Below are 11917 nucleotides of genomic sequence, written 5' to 3'. Positions count from 1 at the left end.
ATCAAGCTCCCTTGAAGCCGCGCTCGCGTGCGCGGCTGAGCGCCTCGTCGCGCCGCTCCGCGCCGTGGGTCGATCCCATCGTCAATGCATTGAGGCCGTAGATCTCCCCAGTCCCGCCGAACGTGACCAACGTCACCTCCTTGCTTTCGCCCGGCTCGAACCGCACCGCGGTCCCTGCCGGGATGTCCAGATGAAAGCCGAAGGCCGCCTTGCGATCGAAGTCCAAGGCCTTGTTGATCTCGAAGAAGTGGAAATGGCTGCCGATCTGCACCGGACGATCGCCCGTATTCAGAACCTTTACCGTCACCCGGTCGCGGCCGGTGTTGATCTCGATGTCGCCGTCGCGTGTGACGATCTCACCAGGAATGACGGCATCGGTATCTTGCTTCTGCTTTCCGGGCCGTATCGGATCGTGCACGGTTACGAGCTTCGTGCCGTCGGGAAAGGTGCCTTCCACCTGGATCATCGGTATCAGCTCGGCCGCGCCCGGCATCACGTCGTCGGTGGTCAGAAGCGTCGAGCCGAAGCTGATCATGTCGGCAACGGACCGGCCTTCCCGTGCGCCTTCGAGGATCTCATCGGCGATATAGGCGACGGCTTCCGGATGATTGAGCTTCAATCCCTTGTTCTTGCGTTTTCGGGCAAGCTCGGCCGCGGTGAAGATGGTCAATCGCTCAAGTTCGGTCGGTGTCAGGAGCATCGGAACATTCTCCCTGCCAGGATCAGTTGAAGAACAAACGTGCGTCGCGGGTTTCGTGCCGCATGGCGGCAATTTCGGCCGCAGGTGCATACGACAAGAGCTGGTCGAGATCGCTCGCCGGTAAGTTGGCGACGATATTTTTGATGACCGCGTGCGCCTTGGTCAGGATTCGCTGCGCATCGAGATGCCCTACGATCCCGAGGCGCACGGCGGCGCCAAGGAGCCCGACAGTGGCCGCGTGCGCCGACATGGCGCAGGCGGAGGCCTCCGACGCCCCGACGTGGAACCAGAGCAACCCCCTGAACGGCCGGCAGATGACCGGCCACCGTGCCATACCGCACCATGTGCGCGGTATGCGCCGCGCCGGCAGTGCCGAGCTTCTCGTGCACGCCGAGCAGAGCCGCGCCGGATTTTCTCGAGCCCTCGCGCAATTGCTGCGGCAGGGTCAGGGTCTCAAGCGCCGCATCCACCGCCGCGACCTCGTCGAGTGCGCCATGCGAGCGGTAAGCGGCGAGAATAGCGGGCAGATCGCACGTGCCCCATCGGCCGACCAACTGCCCCTCGATGAAGCCGAGAAGATCCTCCGCGTTCCGGACCAACCCATCGCGGTGCAGCCCTTCGAGCCCCAAGAAAATGCAATCGACCCCGTTGGGAAGAAGCTGTCCCCGTGCTGAAGCGTCAGGAGGAGGGTATCGTCGCTCATGACGCACGCTCGATGCGGCCGTCCGCCAGAAGGTCTGCAAGACGCGTCAGATAATCGGCCTCAGGCCCATGAAGCGCGATCTCCAGCACCGGGCCGTCGAACCGAACCTTCCAATGCATGTTTCCGGCGAAATAGCCGAGCTCCAGCGCCGTGGCGGGATCACTTGTCTTGAGGCGAAGCCAGTTCTGCTCGCGGGACCGCACAACCACGGCCTTCTCCGCGCCGAGCATCAGGACCGCACCGTCCGTAAGCATTTCCCGCCGGGGAATGGCAATGGCGTACTCCGTGCCTTGGTCGCCGGTGACGCGAAGCCGGTGCCGCTGCATGTCCTCGGGCTGGAGCGCGAGATACTCGACCCGGCCCGCGTGCTGAAGCCCATGCAGCCTGTCGGCGATCTCCGGATCGCTAGCCTGGCCGACGATGCGCTCCAGCTTTTGCATGCTCGCCTTTCCTTCGTCTCGGTCTCCCGCCAGTGCCGCTCAGCCCCGACGCACTTCCCCGATCTTCCTCATGCCTGAGCGGCCGCCACGTCGGAGCGGCGCAAATTGGGATCGACCAGTTCGCCCCTGGCTCTGGCCATGGCCGCCATGATCCGGAGCACCGCGCAGACCGCGAGCCGCGAGGTCGTGCCGCTGATGTCGTAGACAGGCGCGAGCTCGGTCACGTCGATGACGCTCACGGATTTGCGGGCGCGATGATGTCCGCAACCCGGATCATCTCCCGGCTTCAAGCCCGCCGGGCTCGGTCGCCGTCACGCCCGGCGCCGCCGAGGCGTCCATGACATTGAAGTTGAAGCTCAGATACTGCGCGTCGGTGCCGCCCCAGACCTTGTCTGTCGCTTCCTGCATCACCGCGTCGATGCCGCGATCGAAGACCTCGAACATGGGGTAGAAGCGAAGGTCCCGCTCCTTGGCCAGGTCGATATAGTCCTTGGGGTTCATCGAATTGCGGGCGCCGACCAGGGCGACGTTCTCCGCGGCGAGATTCGGCAACTCGGTGATCCGCGCCATGGCGCAAGTGCTCAACAGCTTCTCGCCGGCCCAGCTATCGGCGAGGTCGAGATGGGCGCCAAAGTGCAAGCAGCCCATCTTCTTGTCCGCCCCAATATAGTCTGACAGCGCGCGCGCGACCTGGATCGAGATCGAACGGTCGCCGCCGAGCACAATCGGCGTCACGCCGGCCTTAAGCACCGTGGTGACGGCGCGATAGATGCGTTCCCGGGCGCTATCGGGATTGACCTTTGGCATCGGCACGTCGCCGCAGTCGACCGCCATCCCGTCGAGGTCCACGCCGAACTCGAACCAGTAGGAGAGATATTCCTGAGAGGCGATGCGGAACTCACGCGGACCGTCCTCGCTGCCGGGCTTGCCGACATTGCCCTCGTCGAACGGAACGCCGACAAACGCATATCGCGCGCCGTGCGCCTTAAGCGCTTCGGTCTCGAGCGGCACATGCGGCGCGCGCAGGAAGGTCAGCTGGCCGGGAGCCCGGTAATTCTCGCCCCCCTCTCCACCGAGGGGTGAGAACAAATGCGCATAACTTTTCGCGGGATTCATTGCTGTCTCGCTTTTCTCTTTGTCGCGTTGGCGGTTACGGTTTCAGTCCTTGGTCGCGCAGGGTCTTGGCCCTGCTCCCTAGAAAATGGCAAATCATCAGCACGGCGGTCTTGATGCTGATATGGCTCGCATCGAATTGCGGGCAGAGCTCAGACACCTCCATGATGTCGGCGCCGAACGTGCCAGCCGTGCGCGCGAGCTGGATCACCTCGCGGCCCTTGAAGCCGAAGCACTCCGGCGCCGTGGTTCCCGGCATGCAGCTTGAATCGATGGAATCGGTGTCCCAGGAAAAGTAAATCCCGTCCGTGCCGTCCCAGGCGCGCGTAAAAATCTCTTCGGTGCATTCCACGACGCCGCGCGAAACGACCTCCTGCATGGGGATCAGCCGAACATTGTTGTCGACGAAGAAGTCGAACCAATCCTTCGGGTTGAGACCGTTGCGCGATCCCATATGCACCATGTTCTTGGCGTTGCAGTTGGGCAGGTCGAGCGCGCGCGACGGACCGGAGCAATTGGTGAAGGCATTTCCCGCCCAGTCCGGCGCCGCGTCGAGATGGCAGTCGACGTGCAGATAGCCGATGCTGCCGTTCTTGTGGAAGTCGGACAGGGCACGCGCACCGGGGATGGGAACGGAATGATCGCCGCCGCACAGCACCACCTTTGCCCCGCCATGCAAACACTCCGTGAGATAGTCGTAGATATAGTCGTGTGATCTTTCGTTGTTGCCGGGCACGATCGGCACGTCGCCGCAATCGACCAGGTTGTAATAGGTGAGCAGGTCGACGTCGTACTCGAACATGTACGGAAAGTACTGAGTCGAGGCCTCGCGGATGCCGCCGGCGCCCTGGGAGGTCCCGGTGCGCACGATCTGGCCCTGGTCCCACGGCACGCCGATGAAGCAAACCTTGGCGCCCATCTCGCGGATGGCGTTGCGGTCGGGCGGGCAGTACGGCGCGTTCAGGAACGTCGTGATCCCCCGGGACTTGAACGTTCCGTTGTGCAGCCGCGGCGAGTAGATGTGATCGTCCGCTCCGGTATGCTGATGCGGACCGCGGAGTTGATGTGGCACGTGCTGCCATGCGCCGGGCGCAGTGTTGCTCATTTCATATTCCTTGACTTGAGAGGCTGTTGTCCGTGGCCCCCGCCGAGGCGTGGGCGCCAGCAGGAGGCGCATCCGCGCCGACGAGTTCGATCGAGGCGAGCTGCATCTCCCGCCCCGTGATCACTTTAGGCGTAGGATGCCCGCAATCGGGACAGCGGAAATTGTAGTGTCCGGACGGCGTCTTGATCGCATCGCAGCGGACACACATCACGGTAAGCGGCACCTCGTCGATATAGAGCACCGCGCCATCGCAAAGCGTGCCTTTGGCCGCGGACGGAAAGCAAAAGTGAAGCGCTTTGGCGATGCCGCTCAAGGCTCCCATGCGGATCCTGATCGAGCCCACGCGGCTCGCCCCGCGATCCCTCGCGTGATCGCAGACCTGCTCCACCAAGGCACTGGCGATGGTCAGCTCATGCATGGCAAAGGGCCTTTCTAGCGGCCTGGGTCGCAGCGCCGGTCAACATCTCGATCCACGCCTCCATCCCCTCGCCTGTCGTCGCGGAGAGCTGGAAGATGTCGAGATCCGGATTGATGGATCCAAGGTGCCCGATGCAGCGCTCCACGTTGAAGTCGACATAGGGCAGCAGATCGATCTTGGAGATCACGACGGTCGTGGCCGCGGCAAACATGTCCGGATATTTGAGCGGCTTGTCGTCCCCCTCGGTCACCGAGAGGATCGCCACCTTCTGCGCTTCTCCGAGATCGAAACTCGCCGGGCAGACGAGATTGCCGACATTCTCGATGAACAAGACGGAATTCCGGACAAGCGGCAAATCTTCCATCGCGTGCTCGACCATGTGCGCGTCCAGATGACAGCCGCGTCCGGTGTTAACCTGGACAGACGGCACGCCGGTCTCACGGATACGGTCCGCGTCGATGGAGGTCTGCTGATCGCCCTCGATCACCGCCACGGAGAGCTTCTTCTTCAAGGCGGTAATCGTCTTCACCAGAAGCGTCGTCTTGCCGGAGCCAGGGCTCGAGACGAGATTAAGCGCAAAGACGCCCAGCCGTTCGAACCGTTCCCGGTTGGCCTCGGCATAAACGTCGTTCTTGGCCAGGATATCCTTCTCTATCAGCACCAAATCATGGTGCTCGTGGCCGATATGCTCATGGCCGGCGTGCTCATGCCCGGAATGGGCGTGATGTGTCCCGGGTCCGCACCCGCATACGCTGCACATTGTTTCCTCCTCGCCTGTCAGATCAGCATTCTTGAAGTGCTTCTTCGCGGTCGTTCCGCATCTCATCGCGCATCATGTGCATGATCTTCTTCTCGATTTCGTGGAAACCTTTGGCCTCTATCATTTCCTCATGGCTTGAGAAACGCCGCCCGTCCTTGAACTCCGTCACCATGTTCTCGCGAACCGTTCCCGGATGGCGCGACATGAAGATGATGCGGTCGGCCAGGAAGATCGCTTCTTCGATATCGTGCGTGACGATGAGCACCGTCACCTTCGATGTCTCGACGATGCTGATCATCAGCTCCTGCATTTGCCACTTTGTCTCGGCATCGAGCGCGCCGAACGGTTCGTCCATGAGAAGAATAGACGGTCCGTTGGCCAGCGTACGCGCGATGGCGACGCGCTGTTGCATGCCGCCGGAAAGCTGGCACGGATAAGCGTTCTTGAACTTGCTGAGCTGTATCATCTGGATGAAATGGTCTGCCTGCGCGCCGCGATCGGCCTTCGACACCCCGTTGATCTTCATGCCGTACTCGACATTCTTCTGCACCGTCATCCAGTCGAACGAGGTGTAGCGCTGAAACACCATGCCGCGTGACTTGTGCGGGCCGTCGATCTGCGCGTTGTCCAGGAACATCGCGCCGGAAGAAGGATCTTCGAGGCCCGCAACCATCCGCAGCACGGTCGACTTGCCGCAGCCGGAGGGACCAAGCAGCGCGCAAATTTCACCCTCCATCACGTCGAAGGACACGTCATGCACCGCATCGATTGTCTTGCCGCCGTTGAGCCGATAGCGCTTTCCGACCCCGCGGACAGCGAGTTTGGGAGATGCGGCCTGAAAGGATTTCGGTGGCATATCGTCGAAGTTCCTTCTCATTTCGCTGTGGGACCTAGAAGAATCTCAAATATTCGTGCTTCTCCCACTCCGTGACCGTCTCATGGAAACGGTCCCACTCGTCCTGCTTATGGGTCGTGTAGAGCCTGTGCATGGTGTCGCCGAAGACCCGCTTCGCCAGAGGGTCCGCCGCAAAGCCCGCAATGGCTTGGTCAAGATTCTGGGGCAGCGGCTTTACCTTGAACGCCTTACGCTCGTCCGCCGTGAGGTCGTACAACGACTTCTCGAGCGGCGGTCCGGGATCGACATTCTCCTGGATGCCTTCGAGCGAAGCCGCGCATGTGAGCGCAAGCCCGAGATAGGGATTCAGGCACATATCGGCGGCGCGGTTCTCGACGGCGAACCGGGCCTGCGGCAGGCGGATCATCGCCGAGCGGTTGTTGACGCCGTAAGTCATGTGGGTCGGCGCCCACGTCACGGTGCCGCCTTCGAACTCCCGGGCTCGGGCAACGAGCCCCTTATAGCTGTTGACCGTCGGACAATTCACCGCCGTGAGCGCAACGCCATGCTTCAGAACGCCGCCGACGGCTTGCTTCGCGAGATCGCTCCAGCCTCCCTTGGCCTTATCCTTGAACAGATTGCCGCCAGGATCGGCGGTGGATTGGACGCTCCAATTGATGTGGGCGCCGCTCCGCCAGTCCCCTTGCGCCGGCTTCGGCATGAACGTGACGAACATGCCGTGGTTCTTGGCGATCTCCTTCAGCAGGACGCGCAGGAGCGTGAAGCGATCGGCCATGGCGAGGACGTCGGTGTAGTCGAAATCGACCTCGAACTGCGAATAGGCGCCCTCGCAGACGACGTTCTTGAGGCCCCAGCCCATCGTATTCAGATGCTCGATGACGTCGGCCAGGAATGGCATTGAATCGAGCGTGTACTCGACGTCGTAACCGAACGCCTGGCGCCGAGGACGAAAGCCCTCACCCGGAAGCGGATCGTCGTTGATCGCCTTGACCGGTTGGCCGTCCTCGTCATAGCGCAGGACGATGAACTCAGGTTCCAGGCCGGCGTAGAACGCGTAGCCGGCGTCGGCCGCCTCTTGCACCGTCCGTTTCAGGGTCATGCGCGGGCAAACGTCGTAGGGCGCGTCTTTGTAGAAGAGGTCGGCGAAGACGATCGCATATTCCGGGTTCCACGGGCACACGTAGAGCGCATCCAGATCCGGAATGGGAATTTGATCGGGATCGGCCGGTCCGAGCTCGGGAAAGGCCGCCACGGAATGGACCGCAAATTGCGGACCTTTGCCCACACATAAATTCTCGAACTCGGAGATCGGCACCGGCTTGGTCTTTGGGCTGCCCAGGATATCGATCCAGCAGGAGAGCACGTACTTCACGCCGGCTTTCTCAAGATCCGACTTCGCCTGATCGATACGCTTCTTGTCCGCAATCGCGTCCGACATTGCCGACGGATAAACCCTAGACATTCACTTCCCCTCGCTCATGATTTGATGTTGCCGGCGGGCGGAACCAAGCGTGCAGCCCACCGGGATGTTGTCGCGGACTCAGCCCCGATAGCCGCTTTCGTAGAGATCTTTCAGCAGGCTGCAGTCGATGCCCTTCTCGGGCGGATACTCCTTGTCGACCGTGCCGAACTTGACCCACCAGCTGTTGGTCAGCTTGTAGTATTCGATCATCTGACCGTTCGTCTGGCCGAAGGGCGGATCGCCGGGCGCAACACCACAAAACTGGGCAGCTTGCATGAAGGTGTAAGGGTAGAGGCCGCCATCGAGGCCGGTGCCGTCCTTGCCGATGACAAGCTCGACATCGGCAACCGACATCTTCATGCCGTCGGCAATGATCTTGTTGGCCTCTTCGGGATTCTTCTTCCAGTAGGCAATGGCGTCATACATTGCCTTTAGGGCTTTCAGCGCGGTCTCCCTGTTCTTTTCGGCCCAATCCGCATTGATGAAGTGCGCGTCGGCGATGATCGCGCTTTTCGCCCATTTGGGATCGGCGGTGCTCGCAACCACCTTCGAGCCCTTCACGGATTTCAGGGTCTGCTCACCGAAGGGCTCCCAGAGTTCCGCGCCGGCAACCGTTCCGCCAATCATGGCGGCCGCAGCCTGATCCATGATGACGTTGACATATTCGACCGAGTCAAAGGGCAAACCGTTGTCTTCGAGATAGATCCCCATCATGATCTGCGGCAAACCGCCGACCATGACCGCAACCTTCTTGCCTTTGAGGTCCTCGGGCCCATCGATCTCGGGACGCAAAATGATCTTGTCGGTTCCGTGCGAAAGATTGCCGTAGGCCATCATGCGCACCGGCATGCCTTGCGAAGCGCCGATCGGTGCAAACTCCGCGGTGCTGGAGACGATGTCCATTTGTCCAGAGGACATCAGGCTGAAGCTTTGGAACGGATCCTCGATTGCCTGGTATTCGACGTCCAGGTCGGGCGCAAGTTCTTCTCTTTGATGATGTACCACCAGCCATAGCCCGGCCAGGTAAGCCCCGCGACGCGGACCTTCTCCTTGGCGACAGCCATGTCGGCGGCGAACAGGGCGAGCCCCGCCACGGCCAATGCGAATAGTAGGGACTTACAATTTGATAGCGGCAGCTTCTGCATAGTCTTTACTCCCGTCGAGTTGAACAACACACTCCGCTTCTCCGTCATCGCTGTCCGTTGGCCACAAACGGAAAGAGAACTCGGTACGCCAATCGAAAGAGGAAATCGAAAAACAGCCCAACCATGCCGATGACGAGAATCCCCGCCATGATCTCGTCGACCTTCAGGAAGCGCTGGCCGCGCATCATCACGGCGCCGATACCGGTCGTCGCCGCGACGATTTCCGCGATGACCAGATACGTCCAACTGACCGCGAGCATCTGGCGCATGGAGACCAGAATTTTCGGCGCCACCGCCGGCAGCACGATGGTCGAAAGAATCTGCCATCGGTTTGCGCCAAGGGTCATCGCCGTCTCGATGAGCTCGGCGCGCACGGCCCGTGTGTGATCCATGATCAATGTGATCAGGAAGAAGATGACGCCGATGAAGAGAAGCGCGAGCTTCGAGCCTTCGCCGACACCGAACCACATCAGTAAAAGCGGAATGAATGCCGGTGCCGGGAGGTAGCGCCAAGCGCTCACGAACGGATTGAAGAAGGCATCGACCGTGCGGAACGATCCCATCAACACGCCGAGCGGAATGGCAATGGCGCACGCCATCGCGAAGCTCAGGAGAATGCGGTAAATGCTGATCCCGATGTCTGAGAGAAAACCGCGCTCCGCGATCATGGTGTAGAGCGTGGCGAGCACCTGGTGTGGGGGCGGCATGAAGAGCGTGTCGATCCAGCCCCGGGCGGCGGCAAGCTCCCACATCCCGAAGAACAGCACCCAGACGGAAATACCAAGCAGCAAAGACCAGACGACCGGGATCGGCTTTTGATACTCGAACCACCTCTGGCGACGCGGCTTGGTGTTGGGCGCCTGCGCGAGTTCCTCTCTCTCGACGACTCGTTGCCCAGCGCCCATGACTAGGGTTGCCCCCATTTGAGCATGTTCTTGTACATTGCCAATCCGACCATGGGCTCGATCGAGAGCAAGTCGTTGCGGCTGTAGCAGTGCTCCCGCAAGAATTGCGCGAGCTGCTCGTGCGTCTCGCAGATCACTTCGATCAACAGGTCGTAGCGGCCGGCCACGAACAGGACGTAGGTCACCTCGTCCCGGTCTCGGAAGTAGTGGGCGGCCTCCTGCGGATCGTGGGAGGCGGCGACCTTCAAGCCGACCATCGCGTAGGCGTCGTAGCCGAGCGCCATGGGGTCGGCGACACCGATGATCCGAAGGACCTTGGAGTCGATGAGCTGGCCGACGCGGTTGCGCACGGCCCCTTCCGAGATGCCAAGCTGCTTGGCAATCGAGGTGAAGGGCGCGCGACCGTCCGCCTGCAAAAGCTTGATGATGGTGGAGTCGATAGCGTCGAGCCCGCCCGCCGATCCCGCGGACTGAGAGCCAGGCCCGCCGGCCCCGCCCAACCGCCATGCGCCGGACCGCCTTCCAGAACCTAGTGGCTTTCTTGGCAGCGCCATCCCCACGCCCCTGTTCTGCGCTTCTCGAAGCTTCAACCCCAAAGTTGATACGAAAAGCGACGTTGATCAAGGTGTTTTTGTACGTAAGCATCATTTTTTGCCCATAACATATGCGATTTTCGTTTTAACTCAGTAGGCTAATGACGCTTTTCGAGGCATTGCCGTCTAAAGAGGAGGGGATCGCAGCAAAGAGCCTGATAAATTGCATTCTCCGTAACAAAAACCCTTGCTTGGATATCTTTTTCGTACAAAATGGCTGGAATACTTTCGATACGCACAATCATCACGGCTGTGAACGAGGGAGGTTCGAAATGAGGCGGAACATGCTGCGAGTGGCAGTCATTGCGCTCGGCCTAGCCCCCACCGCCGCGCTCGCGCATGTCGGCGTCGGGCAGGCGAGTGGCATGATGCATGGCTTCATGCATCCACTGGGAGGCGTGGACCACTTGCTCGCCATGATCCTGGTCGGCGTTTTCGCTTACCAGCTTGGGCGCAAGGCGCTGGTGCTGCTGCCGCTGTCCTTCGTCGCGCTCATGGCGCTCGGCGGATTGGCCGGCATTGCCGGCATGCCGCTGCCCTTCGTTGAGATCGGCATCGCCTTGTCGGTCGTCGTGCTCGGCCTCGCGGTGGCTTTCGGCGTCAATGCGCCGGTGGCCCTCGCCGTAGCTCTCGTGGGAGCGTTTGCGGTCTTCCACGGTCACGCTCATGGCGCCGAGATGCCCTTGGGCGTATCCGGAGCCGCCTACGGCCTAGGCTTCGTGCTGGCCACCGCTCTGCTTCACGCCGTCGGGATTGGCGTCGGCGTCTGGTTGGCACGCTGGGCAACAGCTATGGCAAGAGCTTCTATCGCGTGGCGGGTGGCGCGGCCGCAGCCGTCGGTTTGGTCCTGCTGGTCTAATCCGCGACACAAGCTTCACTGTTTTGCGAAAGCGGCGCCCCTTCGGGCGCCGCTTTTGCTTTGGTCACGCTTCGCGCCGTGCTGCCAGATCAGGTGTTGTTCGTGCCGCGCTTTAGCGCCTCTCGGGTTTTTGCAAGAGATAGGTGTCCATGATCCAGCCTTTTCGCGCGCGCGCTTCCTGCCGCACGCGTTCGATCTCTTCGAGAACGTCCCCCAATCTGCCCGAGACGAGGATCTCGTCCTCGGTCCCGACATAGGCGCCCCAATAGATCTCGACGTCTTCGTCCACGGTCTTGAATGCCATTTGACCGTCGAGCATGACGACCACGCTGTCGGCATTGTCCGGGAAGCCCTCGGCGAGTTTGCGCCCGGTCGTGAGCATAATGGACTCGCCGATGCGGTTGAGAGGAATCTTGTGCGCCGCGGCCAGCGCTTGGACACTGCTGATACCGGGAACGACCTCGTAGTCGAGATCGAGACGTCCCTTGCAGCGAATTTTCTCCAAGATGCGAAGGATGCTGTCATAGAGGCTTGGATCACCCCAAGCGAGGAAGGCGCCGCACTCCTCCTCGCCTAGCTCCCCGACGATCAGTTGCTCGTAGACGCCCTCGACCGCGTCGTGCCAGTCCGCGACGCCGCTGCGATAACTCTCGTTGGAGCTGTCGCGAACCGGGTTGTCGAAGCCGACGACCCGGTAGTCCGTGCCCTCGACGAAGCGCTCGATGATCCGGCGCCGCAACGCCGCCAGGTCACTCTTCTCGGCGCCCTTGCTGGGAACGAAGAACACGCTGGCTCTATTGAGCGCGTTCACGGCCTGGACCGTGATGTGTTCCGGGTTGCCCGCCCCGATCCCGACGA

At 61.4% G+C, this 11917-nt stretch carries 15 protein-coding genes and 2 pseudogenes; 1 reads left to right on the top strand and 16 read right to left on the bottom strand.

Annotation, left to right across the window (positions count from 1 at the left end; all coding sequences use genetic code 11):
- Position 1 precedes the first annotated feature (1 nt).
- The 15 genes and pseudogenes from AUC71_RS05525 to AUC71_RS05465 all read right to left on the bottom strand — a co-directional run bounded on the left by AUC71_RS05525 (position 2) and on the right by AUC71_RS05465 (position 10107).
- Positions 2-700, bottom strand: coding sequence for an urease subunit beta (locus AUC71_RS05525; protein ID WP_069623463.1), 699 nt, complete (start codon positions 698-700; stop codon positions 2-4).
- A gap of 22 nt (positions 701-722) precedes the next feature.
- Positions 723-950, bottom strand: a complete 228-nt coding sequence (locus AUC71_RS21845) for an urease accessory UreF family protein (RefSeq protein ID WP_280139283.1) — start codon at positions 948-950, stop codon at positions 723-725.
- Positions 951-1059: 109 nt separating this feature from the next.
- Positions 1060-1410 (bottom strand): annotated as a pseudogene (locus tag AUC71_RS22590) (urease accessory UreF family protein); the annotation flags it as partial.
- Complete coding sequence (gene ureE, locus AUC71_RS05515) at positions 1400-1843, bottom strand: urease accessory protein UreE (RefSeq protein WP_069623462.1); 444 nt, start codon at positions 1841-1843, stop codon at positions 1400-1402. The pseudogene AUC71_RS22590 and the gene ureE, both read right to left, overlap by 11 nt.
- A gap of 68 nt (positions 1844-1911) precedes the next feature.
- On the bottom strand, positions 1912-2082 hold the full coding sequence (locus tag AUC71_RS19215) for a hypothetical protein (RefSeq protein ID WP_158007710.1): 171 nt from the start codon (positions 2080-2082) through the stop codon (positions 1912-1914).
- A 34-nt stretch (positions 2083-2116) separates the two neighbouring features.
- Entirely contained in the window at positions 2117-2959 is an 843-nt protein-coding gene (locus AUC71_RS05510; protein ID WP_069623461.1) for an arginase family protein, read from the bottom strand.
- A gap of 34 nt (positions 2960-2993) precedes the next feature.
- Positions 2994-4061: an agmatinase family protein gene (locus AUC71_RS05505; RefSeq protein ID WP_069623460.1), complete on the bottom strand. Its 1068-nt coding sequence runs from the start codon at positions 4059-4061 to the stop codon at positions 2994-2996.
- Between the two features lies 1 nt (position 4062).
- Entirely contained in the window at positions 4063-4479 is a 417-nt protein-coding gene (locus AUC71_RS05500; protein ID WP_069623459.1) for a hydrogenase maturation nickel metallochaperone HypA/HybF, read from the bottom strand.
- On the bottom strand, positions 4472-5239 hold the full coding sequence (gene hypB / locus AUC71_RS05495) for a hydrogenase nickel incorporation protein HypB (RefSeq protein WP_083238120.1): 768 nt from the start codon (positions 5237-5239) through the stop codon (positions 4472-4474). The genes AUC71_RS05500 and hypB overlap by 8 nt, the downstream gene beginning before the upstream one ends.
- A gap of 22 nt (positions 5240-5261) precedes the next feature.
- The gene (locus AUC71_RS05490) at positions 5262-6095 is read right to left on the bottom strand and encodes an ABC transporter ATP-binding protein (protein ID WP_069623465.1); all 834 of its coding nucleotides are present in this window, start codon (positions 6093-6095) and stop codon (positions 5262-5264) included.
- Positions 6096-6129: 34 nt separating this feature from the next.
- Positions 6130-7557 (bottom strand): glutamine synthetase family protein, encoded by a 1428-nt coding sequence (locus tag AUC71_RS05485; RefSeq protein ID WP_069623457.1) that lies wholly within the window; start codon positions 7555-7557, stop codon positions 6130-6132.
- Between the two features lie 78 nt (positions 7558-7635).
- The gene (locus tag AUC71_RS05480; RefSeq protein ID WP_244500819.1) at positions 7636-8475 is read right to left on the bottom strand and encodes an ABC transporter substrate-binding protein; all 840 of its coding nucleotides are present in this window, start codon (positions 8473-8475) and stop codon (positions 7636-7638) included.
- On the bottom strand, positions 8475-8651 hold the full coding sequence (locus tag AUC71_RS19210; protein WP_158007708.1) for a hypothetical protein: 177 nt from the start codon (positions 8649-8651) through the stop codon (positions 8475-8477). The genes AUC71_RS05480 and AUC71_RS19210 overlap by 1 nt, the downstream gene beginning before the upstream one ends.
- Before the next feature lie 95 nt (positions 8652-8746).
- Positions 8747-9625 (bottom strand): ABC transporter permease, encoded by an 879-nt coding sequence (locus tag AUC71_RS05470; RefSeq protein WP_204376645.1) that lies wholly within the window; start codon positions 9623-9625, stop codon positions 8747-8749.
- The gene (locus AUC71_RS05465) at positions 9610-10107 is read right to left on the bottom strand and encodes an Lrp/AsnC family transcriptional regulator (protein WP_069623454.1); all 498 of its coding nucleotides are present in this window, start codon (positions 10105-10107) and stop codon (positions 9610-9612) included. The genes AUC71_RS05470 and AUC71_RS05465 overlap by 16 nt, the downstream gene beginning before the upstream one ends.
- A gap of 194 nt (positions 10108-10301) precedes the next feature.
- Between AUC71_RS05465 and AUC71_RS17430 the strand changes: the two are divergent.
- Positions 10302-10943, top strand: a pseudogene (locus AUC71_RS17430) (HupE/UreJ family protein); the annotation flags it as partial.
- A 228-nt stretch (positions 10944-11171) separates the two neighbouring features.
- Here the strand turns inward: AUC71_RS17430 and cobF are convergent.
- Positions 11172-11917: precorrin-6A synthase (deacetylating) (cobF, locus tag AUC71_RS05455; RefSeq protein WP_069623452.1), on the bottom strand; the 746-nt coding region annotated here is incomplete at its 5' end.

Origin of the sequence: Methyloceanibacter marginalis, assembly GCF_001723295.1 — a bacterium.
Classification (GTDB): Bacteria; Pseudomonadota; Alphaproteobacteria; order Rhizobiales; family Methyloligellaceae; genus Methyloceanibacter; species Methyloceanibacter marginalis.
This window is presented reverse-complemented; position numbering and strand designations above follow the sequence as displayed.